Source organism: Azospirillum sp. B506, assembly GCF_000333595.1.
In the GTDB taxonomy this organism is placed as follows: Bacteria; Pseudomonadota; Alphaproteobacteria; order Azospirillales; family Azospirillaceae; genus Azospirillum.
On record NZ_BADK01000359.1, the window covers coordinates 1 to 17,530 of the forward strand.

Sequence of the window (17,530 nt, forward strand, 5' to 3'; positions counted from 1 at the left end):
GGGCTGGCGGCGAAATCTGGTACCGCACCTTATTTTCGGCGGCGAATTCCTGGAAGGCGCGGTACTCGTCGTCCCGCCAGCTGTGGTTGCCGATATATTCGTCGAACACGATGACAGTCCCCGGCCGCACCCGATCCGCCAGTGCGGTCAGCACGGTGCGGGCCGAGGCGTAGATGTCGCTGTCGACATTGACGAAGCGCACCGGTCCGGGATGGGCGGCGAGGAAGGGCGGCAGGCTGTCCTCGAACCACCCCACATGCAGGCGGGCGTTGTCGCGCACCGGCGGCAGTTGGCGGCCGGTGGTCAGCACGCCGCGGGGAGAGTTCACCCAACCCTCCGGCAGGCCCTCGAACGAATCGAAGCCGTGGACCTCCTGGCCGGCCACGTCGGCGATGTGGTCGAGCGAGGTGCCGCGCCGCACGCCGAATTCCAGCACCAAGCCGGGCGTGCCGGCGCAGGCGAGCGCATGGCGCAGCAGCCGCCCGCTGTTGCCGAACAGGCGGAAGTCGGCGGACAGGTTGGGAAGCAGCGCCTTGGCCCCGTCCGGCAGCGGGCGGCGCTTCGGGTTGTCGCCGACCTCGGCCGCTTCAACGGCCTCGGCCTCGGCATCCCGGCCGAGTAGCCGCAGGGTGGCGGCGAGATAGCCCCAATATTTGCCGGCGGCGCCACCGCAGCGGGTGGCGCGGCGCAGGCGGCGCAGAGCTTCGTCGGGACCGTGATCGTGCAGGGCCTGGGCGTGGCTGCCGAACCAGGCTGCGGCATGCTCCGGATCGTCGGCCAGCAGCGCATTGAAATGGGCCAGCGCCTCGCCGTCGCGCCCGAGATAGGCGGCGGCCGTGGCAGCCTCGAAGCGGAGGTCGGGGGAGAGGTTGCCGGCGGCCAGCGCCTTGCGCGCGAGCGCGACCGCGTCGGTGTAGCGGGCGTCGCGGCGCAACGCTCCGGCCAACGCCGCGGTCAGGTCGGGATGGCCGGGAGCGACGCGCAGTGCACGTTCCAGCCAGGTCACGGCAGGGAGGGGAGCATTGTCGGCCTGATGGGCCTTGGCGAGGGCGGCCAGCCGGTCGGCATCTCCGGGGCTGTCGGCCAGCACCCGGCGCAGGCAGGCGATGGCCGCCGCCGGACCGCGATGGCCGAGATGAGCCAGACCGAGCAGTTGAAGCCGCGCGATGCCGGAGGATGTGCTTGCGCCGCGCACAGGCGCAGGGCGGGGCGGTAACGGCGCGCGTCGATCAGGGCGCGCGCCTCTTCCAATACAGGGTCAGCGGTCAAAGCGACTCGTCGTCAGGGCAGCCGGCGGAAGGTCCAGACCGACGCCGGCGGCAGGTTCCGGGCGATCCAGGCATGACGCCGCGGCTTCAACCGCAGCCGCCGGATCAGTTCCGGATTGACCGGGGCGAAGGGACCGTAGGTGAATTGCACGAAAACCCCGTCGGGCGCCAGCACGGAAAAAGCGCCGCGCACGATCCGCGCCTGAACCGACAGCGGCATGGCGATCAGTGGCAGGCCCGATACCACGGCATCGCAGGACTCCCAGCCATGGGCCTGGACGATCCGGTGGACCCGCGTCGCGTCGCCGCGCACCACGGTGGCGCTGGGGTGCAGCATCGACAGATGATCGGCGAAGGCAGGGTCGAGTTCGACCATCAGCAGATTGTCGGGGGCAACGCCGTGTGCCAGCAGGGCCGATGTGACGGGGCCGGTGCCCGGTCCCAACTCCACCACCCGCCGGGTGGGGCTGCAGCCGGCGGCCTTCGCCATCGTCCGGCACAGCTCAGGTCCGCTTGGAGTTACCGACGCGACCTTCAAGGGTGAGCGAATCCAGCGCTCGACAAAAAGCTTGCGTTCAGCAAGTGACATCGACCGACCTCCCAACAGACGCCGGATCAATTCCTCGGCTCTGCTTCAACCCTTTTTACTGAGTTACGTTTCATTGCGCCAGCTGAATGGATTTTGAATGATCGTTTAACAAAACGGTGACGTCGCGATGACAATTCCTTTTCACCCGCTGCTGCGACCTGCTCTCGCGGTTGCGGCATCGTACGGGCGATGTTCTCCTTTTCTTCCACTGGACCGTTGACAGGGCCGTAACTGCCGGGCACCGTTGCCAAACCGGAAGGACGCCGGACGGACAGAGGACCAGGGGACCGGAACAGGACATGCCGACGCTCGCACCCGATCATTCGGATCTGTTCGACGATACGGGCAAGCCGCCGCGGCTGTTGGAACTCGACGTCGCCAGGATCATGCGCAATCCGAGCATGCCGCGCCGTCACTTCGACCCGCAGGACATGCAGGGGCTGGCCGACTCGATTGCCCATTACGGGCTGAAGCAGCCGGTCCTGGTCCAGGAGGTTGTCGGCGGTCACCGCCTGGTCGCCGGCGAGCGGCGGCTGCGGGCGCACGAGATGTTGGGACTGGCGACCATCTATGCGCTGGTCACCTCCGGCAACCCCGACGAGCTGACACTGGTGGAGAATGTGCAGCGCGTCGATCTGGACGCGCTGGAACTGGCGGAGGCGCTGGCCCGGCTGATCGACCGCTTCGGCTACACCCAGGAACAGCTTGGGCGCATCATCGGCAAGAGCCAGAGCAACGTCAGCCATACCCTGCGGCTGAACAGCCTGCCGGAGACGATCAAGCAGGAATATGCCGCCGCCCATCACGACGTCTCCCGCTCCACCCTGATCGAGATCGCCTGGATCAAGGACATGGACGAACAGATGGCCCTGTGGGAACAGGTAAAGGCCGGCGACGGCACCGTCCAGGCCGCCCGCAGCCGCAAGGATGCCGCCAAGGAGCCGTCGCTGCGCACCATGTCCGCGGTCGGGCGCTTCCTCGACGCGCTGCGCCGCGCAACCGCCCGGCTGGGCGACCCGCGCGAACACCGCGCCTATGTCGACGACATGCAGCGGCGTGAGCTGATCAGCCTGCGCCGCCGCATCGACCTGTTGCTGGGCGACGATCCGATGGTGGACTGAAGAGCCGTTCCGGTCTTCAGTCGTTCAGAAATGGATTGTACAGCCGCTCTTCACCGAAGGTCGACATCGGGCCGTGGCCGGGGATGAAGGCGATGTCGTCGCCATAGGGGAACAGCCTGTCGCGGATCGAGGCGATCAGGTCGGCGTAGTTGCCCTTGGGGAAGTCGGTGCGGCCGATGGACCCCTGGAACAGCACGTCGCCGACGATGGCGAGCTTGGACGGGCGGTGGACGAACACGACATGGCCGGGGGTGTGGCCGGGGCAGTGACGGACCTCCAGCGTCTGGTTGCCGACGGTCACGCTGTCGCCCTCCTCCAGCCAGCGGCCGGGAGTGAAGGAGCGGACCGGCGGGAAGCCGAACATCTGGCTCTGCATCGGCATGCCGTCGATCCAGAACTGGTCCTCGCGATGCGGTCCCTCGATCGGCAACGACAGTTTGTCGGCGAGATCGGCGACGCCGCCGGCATGGTCGATGTGACCGTGGGTGACCAGGATCTTCTCCAGCGTCACCCCCTTCGCGTTCGCCGCGGCCTGGATGCGGTCCAGGTCGCCACCGGGATCGATTGCGGCGCCCTTCATCGTCTCGGGGCACCAGAGCACCGTGCAGTTCTGCTGGAACGGGGTGACCGGAACGATGGCGTACTGCATGTCCTGACCTTCGACTCTGCGGGAAAATGGCGGAATGATCCGGTGGGCAGGGCGACCTTAACGCGCCTGCGACGGCTGCCGCAAACCATTCGCGCAAAGCCGGTCGCATTGCCCGGAGAATCTGGCTAAGGTCCGCTGGTCCGGCCCGGGATAGCGCCTTTGGGTGGAATACCAGGCCGGTACGAATTGTTAACCATTGAAGCTTTAGACCGGGGCGGACCTCATTGCCGCCGCCGCAAATCACACGGATTCCGCCGGAATGCTGTCGCAGAAAGCCAAATACGCGTTGCGCGCCCTGATCATGCTGGCGGAGAAGGACAATGGCGAACTGATCCTGATCGCCGACATCGCCGAGCGCGAGAACATCCCGCGCAAGTTCCTGGAGGCCATCCTGGTCGAGTTGCGCAAGGAGGGCATCCTCTTCGCCAAGCGCGGCAAGAGCGGCGGTTACCGGCTGGCTCGTCCCGCCGCCGAAATCACCTTCGGCGAGGTGATTCGCCTGATCGACGGCCATCTCGCCCCGATTCCCTGCGCCAGCAAGGCCTCCTTCCGGCCGTGCGAGGACTGCATCGATACCGAGACCTGTTCGGTCCGCTGGCTGATGGTCCAGGTGCGCGATGCCACCGCTGCGGTGCTGGACAACCGGACGCTGGCCGATGCGCTGCGCCACCGCCAGTCCACTGGCAACATCGCCGCCAATTTCGACATCTGACCCTCCCTGTCCACATCTCCCGTCCTGCCGCCGCGCGGAAATCGCATTTGAGGCGGCGACCGGCCACCCGTATGGTTGGGCAACCGTAGATTTTGGAGGGATGAGCATGTCTGACGAGAAGGTCGCCGTCATCACGGCCGGGGGCAGCGGCATGGGGGCGGCTTCGGCCCGCCGGCTGGCGGCCGACGGGTTCAAGGTCGCGATCCTGTCCTCCTCCGGCAAGGGCGAGGCGCTGGCCGGCGAACTGGGCGGCATCGGTGTCACCGGGTCAAACCAGTCCAACGACGACCTGAAGCGCCTGGTCGATGCCGCCATGCAGCGCTGGGGCCGCATCGACGCGCTGGTCAACAGTGCCGGCCATGGCCCGCGCGGTCCCCTGCTGGAGATCAGCGATGAGGACTGGCATCGCGGCATCGAGGTCTATTTCCTCAACGTCGTGCGGGCGGTCCGGCTGGTTGCCCCGATCATGGTCGGGCAGAAGGCGGGGGCCATCGTCAATATCTCCACCGCCTGGGCCTTCGAGCCGAGCGCGATGTTTCCGACCTCCGCCGTCGCACGGGCCGGTCTGGCCGCCTACACCAAAATCTTCGCCGAGCAGTATGCGGCGGAGAATGTGCGGATGAACAATGTCCTGCCCGGCTGGATCGACAGCCTGCCCGCGACCGAGGAGCGGCGCCAGAGCGTGCCGATGCAGCGGTACGGCAGCAGCGAGGAGATCGCGGCGACGGTGGCCTTCCTGGCCTCGCCGGGCGCCGGCTACATCACCGGGCAGAATATCCGCGTCGATGGCGGGCTGACCCGGTCGGTTTGATCCCCCGATCTCGACCGGGCCGTGGAAACGGAAAGGGCCGGCATTTCGCCGGCCCTTCTTTCTTTCTGACCTCAGCGCCAGATCAATCGGCGCCAGCTCAATCGGCGAAGGGGTCCGTCATCAGGATGGTGTCGTCGCGTTCCGGGCTGGTCGACAGCAGGGCGACCGGGGCCTGGATCAGCTCCTCGATGTGGCGGACATACTTGACGGCCTGGGCCGGCAGCTCCGCCCAGGAGCGGGCGCCGCGGGTGGTGTCCTTCCAGCCTTCGAAGGTCTCGTAGATCGGCTCGACACGGGCCTGGGCGCCGGCGTTCGACGGGTAATAGTCGATCTCCTGGCCGTCCAGCTTGTAGCCGACGCAGACCTTGACCTCGTCGAAGCCGTCCAGAACGTCCAGCTTGGTCAGGGCGATGCCGTCGATGCCGCCGGTCTTGATCGCCTGGCGGACCATGACGGCGTCGAACCAGCCGCAGCGGCGCTTGCGCCCGGTGACCACGCCGAACTCCTTGCCCTTCTGGCCGATCAGCTCGCCGATCTCGTCCTTCAGCTCGGTCGGGAAGGGACCGGAGCCGACGCGGGTGGTGTAGGCCTTGCAGATGCCCAGCACATAGCCGACGGCGCGCGGACCCATGCCGCTGCCGGCGGCGGCGTTGCCGGCCACCGTGTTGGAGGAGGTGACGTAGGGATAGGTGCCGTGGTCGATGTCCAGCATCGTGCCCTGGGCGCCCTCGAACAGGATGCGCTTGCCGGCGCGGCGCAGCTCGTCCAGCTGCTTCCAGACGACGGCGGCGTAGGGCAGGACCTGCGGCGCGATCTCGCGCAGCGGCTCCAGGATGTCGGCCGGGGTCATCTCCGGCGCGCCCAGCGCCCGGAACAGCGCGTTGTGGTGGGCGAGCAGGGCGTCGACCTTCTCCACCAGCACGGCGTCGTCGGTCAGGTCGCACAGACGGATGGCGCGACGGGCGACCTTGTCCTCATAGGCCGGGCCGATGCCGCGGCCGGTGGTGCCGATCTTGCCGGCGCCCTTGGCCTCCTCGCGCGCCTTGTCGAGCGCGCTGTGCACCGGGAGGATCAGCGGCACGTTTTCGGCGACGATCAGGTTTTCCGGGGTCACCGAGACGCCCTTGTCCTTGATCGCGTTGACTTCGCGGATGAAGGCCCACGGGTCGAAGACGACGCCGTTGCCGATGACCGACAGCTTGTTCTGGCGCACCACGCCGGACGGCAGCAGGCTCAGCTTGTATTCGACGCCGTTGATCACCAGCGTGTGGCCGGCGTTGTGACCGCCCTGGAAGCGCACCACCACATCGGCCCGGCTGGACAGCCAGTCGACGATCTTGCCCCTGCCCTCGTCGCCCCACTGGGCGCCGACCACCGCACGTTTGCCATCTCTCGTCTCCGCAAAACTCAAAAGGAACCGCTCAACCTCCCGATCACCGCAGGGTACCATCCGCACGCGTGGGGGCCCGTTCTCCTGAACCAACTCACTGAACCCAGGGTCACCCGGCCGGCTTGACGTCCCCGCCGGCCAGCCAATGGCCGCACTGGAGCCGTCTGGCTTCCGCGGCCGCATCGGTCACCGGGGCCAGCCCGGCAACCGTCACCCACCCGTCGGCCCGCAGCCTGCGCGCCGTCTCCCAACCGCTGCCATGCGGCACATAGACCCGGCCCGGGGCCTTGGCCGCCGGAACCGCGCGCAGCAGCGTGTCCATATAGAGCGTGAAGCCGGTCGCCGGCTCGCCGCGCCCATCGCCTTTGCCTTCGCCCTGGGCGCCGGCGCGGTAGCGCCCGCCCTGTCCCAGTTCGCCCGCGGCGCGCGAGAACAGGGTGAAGCTGAGGCCGGTCTGGTATTCGAAGCCGCGATGTTCCACCAGATCGATGGTCACCGTCAGGTCGGGCATCGCCGCGCGCAGCAGGACCAGCGTGTCGGTCAGCCGGCGACGGTCCTTTTCGGCCCCCTCCGGCAGCGGCAGGGCAGCAAGCGCCTGCATGGCGCGGTCGGCGGGGCCGGAGGCGCTCATCAGCGTTTCGAGCAGCTGTGCAGCCGGGCCGCCGACGGCTGCCACCGCGGCCGAGTCCTTGCGGTCGAGTGCGGCGCGCAGCTGCCGGATCTCCTCCTCGCCCAGGCCGAGCCCGGCACAGATGCGCGATACCATGGTGGGCACGCAGAGATCGACCGACAGGTGCGGCACGCCGATGGCGGTCAGCGCCTGGACGGCCAGCAGGACCACCTCGGCATCGGCCTCGGCCTCCAGCGCGCCGATCAGCTCGACGCCGACCTGGGTGAACTGGCGTTCGGGGCGCAGCTGCGACCCCTTCACCCGCAGCACCTGCCCGGCATAGCACAGGCGCAGCGGCCGGGCTTCGTTCTTCAGGCGGGTGGTGGCGATGCGGGCGATCTGCGGGGTGATGTCGGCGCGGACCGCCATCATCCGCTGCGAATGCGGGTCCATCAGCCGGAAGGTCTGCTTGGACATCGCCGCGCCGGGGCCGGAGAGCAGGTTCTCCTCGAACTCCACCAGCGGCGGGTCGACGCGGCGGTAGCCCTGCGCGGCGAATTCCGCCAGCAGGCGTTCGACGGCCGCCGCCTCATGCGCCGCCTCGGACGGCAGCACGTCGTGCAGTCCGGCGGGAAGCAGGGCGGAGCTCAGTGCGTCGGCGGGCATGACCAGCGTGTCTCGTTGCAGGCAGGGACAGGGATGCCGCGGCGAATGTCGGGCACACGGGGCGGGCTAATACCCGACCCCCGCTCCGCATGCAAACGGAAAAGCCCCGCACCGTGGCGGTATCTCCCCTGCGCGGGCGATTTCGCCGCAGGAGGAGGAGAGGGATGGGGAGAGGGCGACCGCCGCGATCCGGGATCAGCCGGCGTCGGCCGGGCCGGCATCCTCGTCCATCGCAAGCGGCAGGTCGAGGCCGGGAACGGCCGGCGTCACCACGGCGAAGCTGCTGCCGTCGTTCTTCGGGCGCAGCACGGTCAGCGGCGAGCCGACAACCAGGAAATGGATGATCTCGGCGATGTTGGTGGCATGGTCGCCGATGCGCTCCAGATTCTTCGCCATGAACAGAAGATGCGTACAGGGCGTGATGTTGCGAGGATCCTCCATCATATAGGTCAGGACCTCGCGGAACAGGCTGGTGTAGAGGTCGTCCAGCTCCTCGTCGCGTTCCCAGGCGGCGATGGCCTTGTCGACATCGCGCTCGATATAGGCGTCGAGCACTTCCTTCAGGATCGCCTCTACCAGCCGGCCCATGCGGGGGATGCCGGCGGCCGGGCGTACCGCCGGCACCTGGGCCAGCGCCAGCGACCGCTTGGCCACGTTGGCGGCATAGTCGCCGATGCGCTCCAGATCGGCGGAGACCTTCAACGCCGAGACGATCTCGCGCAGATCCTGGGCCATCGGCTGGCGCAGGGCCAGCAGCCGCACCGCCTCCGCATCGATGTCGCGTTCATAGGCGTCGAGCCTGGCATCGGCCTGCATGACCTGGGAGGCCAGCCCGACGTCGCGCCGCGTCACCGCCTTCACCGCGGCTTCAACCTGCGCCTCCGCCACGCCGCCCATCTGGGTAACGAGGTTCGACAGCCGCTGCAATTCCTGCGCGAAGGAGCGGACGATGTGTTCGGTGCCCATGGTCGGTCGCGACGCTCCAATGTTTCCCGTTCTAGCTTTCGCGGCCTGTGGGGCCACCACGCGCGGGACGTGCATATTAGCCTGTGGTCATGACGGCGGAATGGCGGGATTGTTTCATTTTCTTGACAATCGCGCGTGGTCCGGGGCCTGGCCATTACTGGCGGCATCGCTGTGACAGTCCCCGGTGGGTGCGTATTGGATTTGAAGTGGTCCGGTAACTTCGCTAAAGGGAACATAGCCATATTGGATCCGTCCGTAGGGGGTAGTCCCCCCTGCATTGACCGGGAGGCCGTTTTTCATGTCCGTCGCGCTCCAGATGCATTCTTTTCGGAAGCCTGCCCGTGCGCTCGCCGCAGGAACCCTGCTTCTGCTGGCTGCATCCCCGCTCGCCTTCGCAGCCGATCCGGCGCCGGCCTCCGGCGGTCCCACCGCACTGGTTGAGGATGTGACGGATGGTGTCGATGGCGTGCAACCGATGGATTACTTGGCGGCTGGACGCAAGGTCACGTTGAAGGCCGGGCAGACCCTGACGCTGAGTTATCTGGAATCCTGCGTGAACGAGACGATCACCGGCGGTTCGGTGACCGTCGGCGCCCGCGAGTCGGCAGTGCAGGGCGGCAACATCGACCGTCACACGCTGCCCTGTGACGGCGGCAAGCTGCTGCTGGCCTCCAACGAAGCCGGCAAGGCGGGGGTTACCGTCTTCCGCAGCGCACCCATCGCCCTGCCGGGCATGAAGGCACCGCCGCCGAAGCCCGATCTGACGCTGTTCAAGACGCATCCGGTGCTGGTTCTGCCCGCTCCCGGCCCGGTCGCCATCGAGCGGCTGGACGTGCAGGGCGTCGCTTCGGTCACGGTCAATGTCCCCGGCACCGCACTGGACACCGCTAAGACCGGCGCCGGGCTGGAACCGGGGGGCCTTTACAAGATTTCCGCCGGGCAGAAGTCTTTCACCGTGAAGATCGACGAAAAGGCGACGGCCGGCGGCGGGCCGGCGCTCGGTCGGCTGATTCGCTTCTGAGCGGCGGGCACGACCGTTGAACAGGAAGAGGCTGCCCCGGCGCGTCCGTCTGATCCTGCTCGGCGCGGTGGCGCCGGCGGTCGCGTCGCTGCTGGTGCTGGCGGTCTCATCCGCATTGCAGGGGCCGTCGATCGACAGCCTCTATTGGCTGCGGGAGCAGGTGCATGGACCCCGTCCGGGCGCCGAGCCGCCGCCGGTGGTGGTCGTCGGCATCGACGAGGAGACCTATCGCCGCCCGCCCTTTGCCGGCACGCCGCAGGCGCTGTGGGGGCCGCGGCTGGGGACGGTGCTCGGTGCCATGCTCGACGGCGGGGCGGCGGTCATCGGCCTCGATCTCGTCCATCCGACCTCGGTCGAGACGCTGATCCCCGGTTTCGAGCGGGACTATCTGCTGACGCTTCGCCGTGGCGGCAAGGAGGGGCGGCTGGTGCTGGCCAAGGTGCAGCATCAGAGCGAGCCGCTGATGCCCCATCGCGGCTACATGATCGCCGCCGGTGTCAACAATGTCCGTTCGGTCAATCTGGTCGAGGATGCCGACGGCGTGCTGCGCCGGGTGCCGCTGACGCTGGCCGTCGCCGGTCCCGATGGCCAGCCGAAGGCCGAGCCGGGCATGGCGGTCGAGGTCGCCTCCCGTGCGCTGAAGGCGCCGCTGGAGCGTGGGGCCGACGGCACCGTCACACTGGGCGGCTACCGGGTGCCGGGCGGGGAGGGCAACCGGCTGCTGGTCAACCATGCGACGGCCGCGGGCGCCATCCCGACCTATTCGCTTGCCGATCTCCATGCCTGCGCCGAGGCCGGCAAGACCGACTTTTTCGCCCGGCATTTCAAGGGCAAGGCGGTGATGGTCGGCACCGTGCTGGATGTCGAGGACCGCAAGCTCTCCTCCAACCGCTGGGTCACCAAGCCGGAGGGCGTGAACCTTCCCGAACGCTGCGCCCTGCCGGTGATGAATGAGCTGTATGTCGCCGGCCGGACCCGTGACAGCGTTCCTGGCGTCTACATCCACGCCGCCGCCATCTCCAACCTGATTGCGCACAACGCGCTGGAGGAAGCCGGCCGGCCTGCCTCCGCCGTCCTGGTCCTGCTGCTGGCCGGTCTGGCCGCCGTGGTGACGCTGGCGACCCGGCCGGCTGTGGCTGCGGCCGGCCTGCTGCTGCTGCTGGCTGGGTGGAGCGGGGTGGCGGTGGAGGCGTTCCAGACCGGACTGGTGCTGCCCTTTCTCCAGGCGGCGCTGGCGGCGCTGCTGGTTTTCCCGTTGGCGCTCGGCTTCCGCTTCGCCTTGCTGGACCGCGACCAGCGGCACATCCGCAATGCCTTCAAGCTCTACCTGCCGGGATCCCTGATCGACGACATGATCGCGTCGGGCCAGTCCCCCAGCCTGGGCGGGGAGGAGCGCGACCTGTCCATCCTGTTCTGCGACATTGCCGGCTTCACCAAAATGTCGGAAGGGATGGAGCCGGAAGCCCTGGTCGCCGTGCTGAACCGTTATTTCACGGTGATGACCGACATCATCGAGGCGCATGGCGGTTTCGTCGACAAATACATCGGCGATGCGGTGCTGGCGGTGTTCGGCGCCCCCTATGCCATCGACAACCATGCCCGTGCCGCGGTGTCCGCCGCCCTGGCGATGCGTCAGGCGATGGCGGATGACCCGACCCTCCTGGCGACTGCCAGCGGACGCGGGTCCAACCGCATCGGCATCGCCACCGGTCCGGCGCTGATCGGCAACATCGGCTCGCCCCGCCGCTTCAACTACACGGTGATGGGCGACACGGTGAATCTGGCCTCCCGGCTGGAGGGTGCCAACAAATACTACAACACCGTCCTGATGGTCAGCGGCGAGACCATGCGCCACCACGGCGATCCGGAGGCTTTCCGCGCGCTCGACATCGTGCAGGTCGTCGGCCGCAGCGAACCGGTCGAGGTGTTCGAGCCGCTGTCGGATGCCCGCCGCGCCGACCCGGAGGACCGTGCCCAGCGCGCCGCCTACGCGGCCGCCCTCGGTCATTGGCGTGCCGGCCGGTTTGAGGAGGCCGCCGCCGGGTTCCGCGCCCTGATGGCTGGCGACGGTGCGGCTCTGGCGATGCTGCGCAAGGCGGAAAAGCGCATCGGCCTGCCGGCTGCGCCAGATTGGGCCGGCGTGACCGCCCTCACCGACAAATAGCCCCATACCGACATAGCCCACAACGCATTGACCGTGTCCCGAACCTCCGATCCCGCCATGCCGAATTCCGCCTCGCGCCGCTTGCACCGGCTCACCCGCCTGTCCGTCCTGCTGCTGGCCGGTGTCGCCGCTCCGCTGCCGGCGCTCGCCCAGGCGGTTCCGCCGGTGTTGCCGCCCTCGCTCGACCCCAACCGGCTGGATCAGCGCTTCGAGCGACCAGCGGTGCCGCAATCTTCGCCTGAAATCGAGATGCCGGCGCCAGAAAAGGCTCCGCCGCCCCGCGATGCGGAGCGCATTTCCCTGACGCTGACCGAGGTCCGGATCGACGGCAACAGCGTCTATGACAGCGACAGCCTCTCCGCCCTCTGGCGGGACAAGCTGGGCAAGCCGGTGACCCTGGCCGATCTTTACGCCATCCGCGACGCCATCACTGCGCGCTACCGCAATGACGGCTATGTGCTGTCGCAGGCGGTGGTGCCGGCCCAGCGCATCCGCGACGGCATCGTCCGCCTGCAGGTGGTGGAGGGCTATGTCGACGAGGTGGTCGTCCAGGGCGAGGCAACGGACCGGCTCGGCCTGTTGCGGCGGATGGGGGAGAAGATCAAGGCCTCCCGCCCGCTGCGGATGGCGGACATGGAGCGCTATGTGCTGCTGGCCGACGATCTGCCCGGCGTGGCGGTGAAGACGGTGCTGGAGGCGTCGCCCGATACTCCCGGTGCCTCGCGCCTGACCCTGACCCTGGAGCGTACGCCGCTCAACGGCTTCCTGTCGCTGGACAACCGCGGCACCCGCGCCATCGGGCCGTTTCAACTGACCGGCGTCACCAGCGTCGAGGATCAGCTCGGCCTGTTCGAGCGGACCACCGCCCAGGGCATCGTCACCCCGCAGATTCGCGAGCTGCGCTTCTTCGATGTCAGCCAGCTCGTGCCGGTGGATGCCGAGGGAACGACGGTGGAGTATGGCGTCCGCCGCTCCTGGTCGCAGCCGGGCGACAGCGTCCGTCCGCTCGACCTCTACAGCCTGACCACCTCGGGCCGTGTGGGGGTATCGCATCCCTTCATCCGCAGCCGGACCGAGACCCTGCGTGCCGGCCTTGGCTTCACCATCCGCGACAGCCGCACCGACGCGTTGGGCGACAAGCTGTCGCAGGACCGGCTGCGCATTCTGTCCGCCAACGTCTCCTACGATTTCGCCGACGGCTGGGGCGGGGCCAATCTGCTGACGGCGGAGCTGAGCAAGGGGCTGGACATCCTGAACGCGACGGAATCCGGCAGCGCCAACCTGACCCGCAGCGGCGGGCGCAGCGATTTCCGCAAGCTGCTGGTCTCGGCCCAGCGCAACCAACCCTTGACCGATTCGCTGATCCTGGCCCTGTCCGGCGAGGCGCAATACAGCCCCGACCAGTTGCTGTCATCTGAGGAATACGGGTTGGGTGGCAAGCAGTACGGTCGCGCTTTCGACCCGTCGGAACTGACCGGCGACAGCGGCTTCGCCAGCCGGGCGGAGCTGCAATACATCCTGCCGGTCCAGGAGGATGGGCTGGATTACGCCATCACCTACGGTTTTGGCGATTATGGGGCGGTCTATAATTACGAGGGCGGCACGCGGCATGGCCGCCGGTCCCTCGCGTCGGCCGGCGTCGGCCTGCGCTTCGGCGTGTTCCGACGCATCGACGCCAGCGTGGAACTTGCCAAGCCCTTCATCACGACGCCGATCAGCACGCAGGACCGCGCGACACGCGCCTTCTTCACCCTGTCGACGCGGTTCTGAACGGCTGCGACGGATCCCGTGCACGCAAACCGCCGTGCGGTCGGCCTGTTACGGCCAACCCGCGACGGCGGTCCCTTGTATAATGCGTGCCGTCAGATCAGTTCGACCCGCTGGGCGACCGGTGCATCCTCCGACCCGACGGCCAGATAGCGCACATCCTCACCGTCGGCAACGATGTCCAGACCGGACTGGCGCAGCGTGGCACGGTCGAAATAGACGGTTGCGCCATCTTCCCACGGCTCGATCAGGCCGGATTGGCTATCCAGATTGTACCAGCGCACCGTGCCATAGGCCATCGTGGCCGGGCCGCTCGGCTCCGCCTGCCGTTCGCGCCGTTCACGCGGCGGTTTCGGCGGGCGGATGAAGCTCTCGCCGCCATCCTCGGGCTGTGCTCCCAGTCCGGGAGGCTGGCCGACCGGTTGCGATGCCGAAGCGGTGGCGCGCGGCGGACGCTGGTTGCGGGCACGGGGGGCTGGCGGAGTTTCCGGCGGCGTGGCGGAGTGAATGGCGACGACTTGCGGCCCCTTGGCACCCTGGGCCAGGTCGCAGACGACCGTCGTGCCCTCGACCGGGTTGGGCAGGGAGGCGGCGGCCAGGACCGAAGCGTGCAAGAAAGCCTCGCCGGAGCCATCGGCGAGGCGGACGAACCCAAAACCCTTTTCCGGCTTGAACCACTTTACCGTCGCGGTGACGTTCGTCGCGGTGACGTTCTTCAACTCTTCGCTCAAGACAGGTCCCTTTCACGTCCTGTAGCCGGGGAAGGGCGGCCCTGACGCTGAACTGGGCGCGGCACCGCTGTATGACCAAGAACAAGACCCCGGCGACTATGAGCTTATCATGAAAATCCGGAAAGTGACCAGCGCGGTGATGCTCTGTTGCGCGGCCCTGAGGGCTGGGACCGCGCTGCAGCCAAGCGAAACCCGCATTGCGCGCATTGAAGGAAGCGGAAGCTGGTCTTTAAAAAATTTCATTTTCATAAACAACACCGGATTAAAATGACTCCAAATCGGGTGTGATGCTTATAAGATAAATAGACGATCTTGCAGACAGAACCTGTCCATCAGTAGTAGTCGCTACGTAAATAAAATTTTAACTAAAAAATTGGACTCATGCCTCCATCAGAACGGAGGAATGACTTATGACGACCACCGACCAGGCCGCTTTTTTCGTGTCCACCAAGGGCAATGACAGCTGGTCCGGGCGGCTCGCCGCTCCCAACGCCGACGGCACCGACGGTCCCTTCGCCAGCCTTGAGAAGGCTCGGGATGCGATGCGGTCGAGCGACATCGATACCACCTATGTTCGCGGCGGCACCTATCGCCTGAATAAGACTCTGATCCTCGATTCCCACGACGACGGCCACAGCTTCCTCGCGTACAAGAGCGAGACGCCGGTGCTGAGCGGTGGAGAGCGGGTGACCGGCTTCAGCTACGAGGGCAAAGGGCTCTATTCCGCCAAGCTGTCATCCGCCAACGGCCTGGACGTCAGCATCGGCGGCGTCCGCCAGCATGCAGCGCAGACCGGCGACTTCGACCCCGCCCATGCTGCGACCAGCGGCTGGCATGCGCTGAAGGCCAACTCCACCGGCGCCAGCAAGACCAGCTTCAATTTTTCCGCCGGCGACATCCCGTCGGGCCTGAAGCCCCATGACGGGCTGGTCGTTCAAACCTTCGACACCGAACGGCTGAGGGACGACATTTCGCCTGTGAAGTCGATCGACCAGTATCATCATACCGTGACACTCGACGACGCGGCCTCCTATGGCCTGCGCAGCGGCGGCACCTATCGGGTGATGAACGACGCCTCGCTGATCCGCGACGCCGGTGAATTCGGCTGGCGCGCCAGCGACGGCAAGCTGGTGGTGAAGCCGGAGCATGCCGGCAGTTTCCAGTCGGACGGCGTCGTCGTCGCCCGGCTCGGCACTTTGATCAAGACCAGCAATGCCAGCAACATCAGTCTTGAAGGGCTGACCTTCTCCGACACCCGCTATGACGGCGCAGCGCTGTCGATGCAGGGCGGCCACGACAACTCGGTCGGCGGCAATCATTTCGTCAATGTCGGCACGGCGGTCTCGCTCGACGGCACCGACAACAGCCGCATCGCCGGCAATCACATGGAGCAGCTCGGCGACAATGGCGTTTCGATGATCCACGCCGCCAACGGCAACCGCATCTACGCCAACAGCATCGAGCATATCGGCCAGATTACCAAGGGCGGGGCCGGCATCGGCGCCGTCGGCAGCAGCAACACGCTGGTCAGCAACAACGACATCACCGATGCCCCGCGCTATGGTGTGTCGTTCAAGGAATGGGACGACGGCCAGCTCAACCGTAACAACATAGTCCAGTTCAACAAAATCCACCATGTCGGGCAGGAGACCGCGGACGGCGGCGGCATCGAGATGCTCGGTCGCTCGGCCAAGGACATGGGTTCGGTGATCCGCGGCAACGAGGTGATCGACACCGGCGGTCTCGCCACCGATGGCAAGGGCAACTGGCTGACCGACCACAAGGGTTGGGGCATCTCGCTCGACGATCTGACCAGCGGCGTCATCGTGCGCGATAACTTTGTGAAGGGGTTCGCCTGGGCCGGCATCTATGTCCATGGCGGCGACAACAACCTGCTGGAGAACAACTTCGGCATCGCCAGCCGCCCTGAGGACGCCTTCATCCGTCTGGAATGGGTGCCGAAAGCGGGCGCCGAGGCCCGTCCCCATGACAACATGGTGATCCACAACCTTGCGGCCGGCGACATGCCGATCGAACAGTATTGGAAGCTGCTCAGCCCCGGCCGGCTGACCATGGACGGCAACGTGGCTGCCAACGGTCGTGGCTTTGGCCCGAATGACGCGGTCTTCAATCCGGGTTTCCGGGACAGCGCCCATGCCGACTATTCGCTGAAGGACCACGCCCCGGTTTTGTCCCACGGCATCCATGACCTTAGTTGGTCGTCGATGGGAACGGACGGCTACGACACCAACAGCAGCATGGCCCAGTTCTGGGACCACGCCGCCTTCTGATGGGTTGGGCCGTCGATCTGTCCGGTGCCCCTCCAAAAAAAACGACATTGGAGTAAAAAAAGGTCTTGCATGGGTCGGGGGGTGCCGCCTATAAAGCGCCTCCCGACGCGAACGACGCCGGCGCCGCCGAACCGGCAGCGACCGACACGCGAACGGGAAGCCCGACAAACCGGTGCTTGCGATCCGAACCCCAGGGTTCGGGCGAGCTTCCGGTTTCTGCATCGGGCGGGTTCTTTGACAAGTTTATACCGTGTTGTGAGAAGGGATGCGCAGGCGGCGGCAGTTGGTAGCCGTTGCGGCCTTGTGGTGTTGGTTCTTTTGGGGATCGGCACAATGAGGATCGTCTGTGCATCTTTTGAGCAGAGAAACTGTGAACAGTATCGACGTTTCAGGAGATCGCTATCGGCGGTCCTGTCAGTCGTGACTTTGGTCACGATCTGAACCTGAGAGTTTGATCCTGGCTCAGAACGAACGCTGGCGGCATGCCTAACACATGCAAGTCGAACGAAGGCTTCGGCCTTAGTGGCGCACGGGTGAGTAACACGTGGGAACCTGCCTTTCGGTTCGGAATAACGTCTGGAAACGGACGCTAACACCGGATACGTCCCCCAGAGAAATTTGGGCGGAGAAAGTTTACGCCGAGAGAGGGGCCCGCGTCGGATTAGGTAGTTGGTGAGGTAATGGCTCACCAAGCCTACGATCCGTAGCTGGTCTGAGAGGATGATCAGCCACACTGGGACTGAGACACGGCCCAGACTCCTACGGGAGGCAGCA

At 66.7% G+C, this 17,530-nt stretch carries 14 protein-coding genes and 1 rRNA gene; 8 read left to right on the top strand and 7 right to left on the bottom strand.

The features are described from left to right. On the bottom strand, positions 1-1,195 hold a 1,195-nt coding region (locus I71_RS10990; RefSeq protein ID WP_244433762.1), incomplete at its 3' end, for a class I SAM-dependent methyltransferase. Between the two features lie 86 nt (positions 1,196-1,281). Then, positions 1,282-1,758: a class I SAM-dependent methyltransferase gene (locus tag I71_RS10995; protein ID WP_049976040.1), complete on the bottom strand. Its 477-nt coding sequence runs from the start codon at positions 1,756-1,758 to the stop codon at positions 1,282-1,284. Positions 1,759-2,156: 398 nt separating this feature from the next. Here I71_RS10995 and I71_RS11000 point away from each other — a divergent pair, with 398 nt between their 5' ends. Continuing rightward, complete coding sequence (locus tag I71_RS11000; RefSeq protein WP_042694883.1) at positions 2,157-2,978, top strand: ParB/RepB/Spo0J family partition protein; 822 nt, start codon at positions 2,157-2,159, stop codon at positions 2,976-2,978. 16 nt (positions 2,979-2,994) lie between these two features. Here the strand turns inward: I71_RS11000 and I71_RS11005 are convergent, their stop codons facing one another. Next, positions 2,995-3,627 (bottom strand): MBL fold metallo-hydrolase, encoded by a 633-nt coding sequence (locus I71_RS11005; protein ID WP_042694884.1) that lies wholly within the window; start codon positions 3,625-3,627, stop codon positions 2,995-2,997. Positions 3,628-3,886: 259 nt separating this feature from the next. On the opposite strand from I71_RS11005, the gene I71_RS11010 reads away from it, so the two are divergent. Together I71_RS11010 and I71_RS11015 are read left to right on the top strand one after the other, a co-directional pair. Further along, the gene (locus tag I71_RS11010; RefSeq protein ID WP_042694886.1) at positions 3,887-4,339 is read left to right on the top strand and encodes an Rrf2 family transcriptional regulator; all 453 of its coding nucleotides are present in this window, start codon (positions 3,887-3,889) and stop codon (positions 4,337-4,339) included. Positions 4,340-4,445: 106 nt separating this feature from the next. Then, on the top strand, positions 4,446-5,150 hold the full coding sequence (locus tag I71_RS11015) for an SDR family oxidoreductase (RefSeq protein ID WP_042694893.1): 705 nt from the start codon (positions 4,446-4,448) through the stop codon (positions 5,148-5,150). 97 nt (positions 5,151-5,247) lie between these two features. On the opposite strand, the gene I71_RS11020 is transcribed toward I71_RS11015, so the two are convergent. From I71_RS11020 to phoU, 3 genes are all read right to left on the bottom strand, one after another. Beyond that, positions 5,248-6,561, bottom strand: a complete 1,314-nt coding sequence (locus I71_RS11020) for an adenylosuccinate synthase (protein WP_042694887.1) — start codon at positions 6,559-6,561, stop codon at positions 5,248-5,250. Between the two features lie 88 nt (positions 6,562-6,649). Next, positions 6,650-7,816 (bottom strand): ATP phosphoribosyltransferase regulatory subunit, encoded by a 1,167-nt coding sequence (locus I71_RS11025; protein WP_042694888.1) that lies wholly within the window; start codon positions 7,814-7,816, stop codon positions 6,650-6,652. 195 nt (positions 7,817-8,011) lie between these two features. Further along, positions 8,012-8,782 (bottom strand): phosphate signaling complex protein PhoU, encoded by a 771-nt coding sequence (phoU, locus tag I71_RS11030; protein WP_042694889.1) that lies wholly within the window; start codon positions 8,780-8,782, stop codon positions 8,012-8,014. Positions 8,783-9,080: 298 nt separating this feature from the next. On the opposite strand from phoU, the gene I71_RS11035 reads away from it, so the two are divergent. From I71_RS11035 to I71_RS11045, 3 genes are read left to right on the top strand one after another with little or no spacing between them, the layout of a single operon-like run. Continuing rightward, positions 9,081-9,803: a hypothetical protein gene (locus I71_RS11035; protein ID WP_042694890.1), complete on the top strand. Its 723-nt coding sequence runs from the start codon at positions 9,081-9,083 to the stop codon at positions 9,801-9,803. A gap of 16 nt (positions 9,804-9,819) precedes the next feature. After that, positions 9,820-11,967, top strand: coding sequence for an adenylate/guanylate cyclase domain-containing protein (locus tag I71_RS11040; RefSeq protein ID WP_049976041.1), 2,148 nt, complete (start codon positions 9,820-9,822; stop codon positions 11,965-11,967). Positions 11,968-12,000: 33 nt separating this feature from the next. After that, complete coding sequence (locus I71_RS11045; RefSeq protein ID WP_244433763.1) at positions 12,001-13,737, top strand: ShlB/FhaC/HecB family hemolysin secretion/activation protein; 1,737 nt, start codon at positions 12,001-12,003, stop codon at positions 13,735-13,737. A gap of 92 nt (positions 13,738-13,829) precedes the next feature. Here the strand turns inward: I71_RS11045 and I71_RS11050 are convergent, their stop codons facing one another. Continuing rightward, on the bottom strand, positions 13,830-14,465 hold the full coding sequence (locus I71_RS11050; RefSeq protein ID WP_244433764.1) for a cold-shock protein: 636 nt from the start codon (positions 14,463-14,465) through the stop codon (positions 13,830-13,832). Positions 14,466-14,875: 410 nt separating this feature from the next. Here I71_RS11050 and I71_RS11055 point away from each other — a divergent pair, with 410 nt between their 5' ends. Then, on the top strand, positions 14,876-16,756 hold the full coding sequence (locus tag I71_RS11055; protein ID WP_049976042.1) for a right-handed parallel beta-helix repeat-containing protein: 1,881 nt from the start codon (positions 14,876-14,878) through the stop codon (positions 16,754-16,756). Positions 16,757-17,195: 439 nt separating this feature from the next. Beyond that, positions 17,196-17,530: ribosomal RNA gene (locus I71_RS11060) — 16S ribosomal RNA — on the top strand; the annotation flags it as partial.